We start from the raw sequence: 374 nt of genomic DNA, 5'->3' as shown, positions 1-374 counted from the left end.
TTTTTACGTTTTAAAGCGGCTGATTTATAGCAAACCAATGTCTCAGTTAAAAAATAGGACTGCGCTATGTCCTGTACTGTACGGATCAAAAAGCCACGAACGAATCCGTGGCTTACTTAACTTTGAAACTACAGGCTACCAGAAAAATAATGGGTACACGGTAGAGCCAATTTGTATTGCATTACAGGTGACTAGCGATCGTGTCCATCAACACAGCAGCTACTTTATCATCACCGGCTTTATCGCCTTTGCTATAGGTGTTGATCTGATGCTTCCATGAATCGTGGTGATGGCTACCACTTCTCTCTCGATACCAAATCCAACCAACTTAATCGTCAAATCTTGCTTCTTAAATAACTCGCAAACGACTAAAT

1 protein-coding gene is annotated in these 374 nt (G+C 40.9%); it reads left to right on the top strand.

All coding sequences use genetic code 11. The features are described from left to right. Positions 1 to 280 (top strand): hypothetical protein (locus BCT81_RS29555; RefSeq protein ID WP_206748003.1); only part of this gene is annotated, 280 nt, incomplete at its 5' end. Positions 281 to 374: the final 94 nt, after the last annotated feature.

The sequence above is a fragment of the Vibrio sp. 10N.261.52.A1 genome (assembly GCF_002876325.1).
GTDB classification, from domain to species: Bacteria; Pseudomonadota; Gammaproteobacteria; order Enterobacterales; family Vibrionaceae; genus Vibrio; species Vibrio chagasii.
The sequence above is the reverse complement of the archived record's forward strand: the minus strand, read 5'-3'. Positions and strand labels throughout refer to the sequence as shown.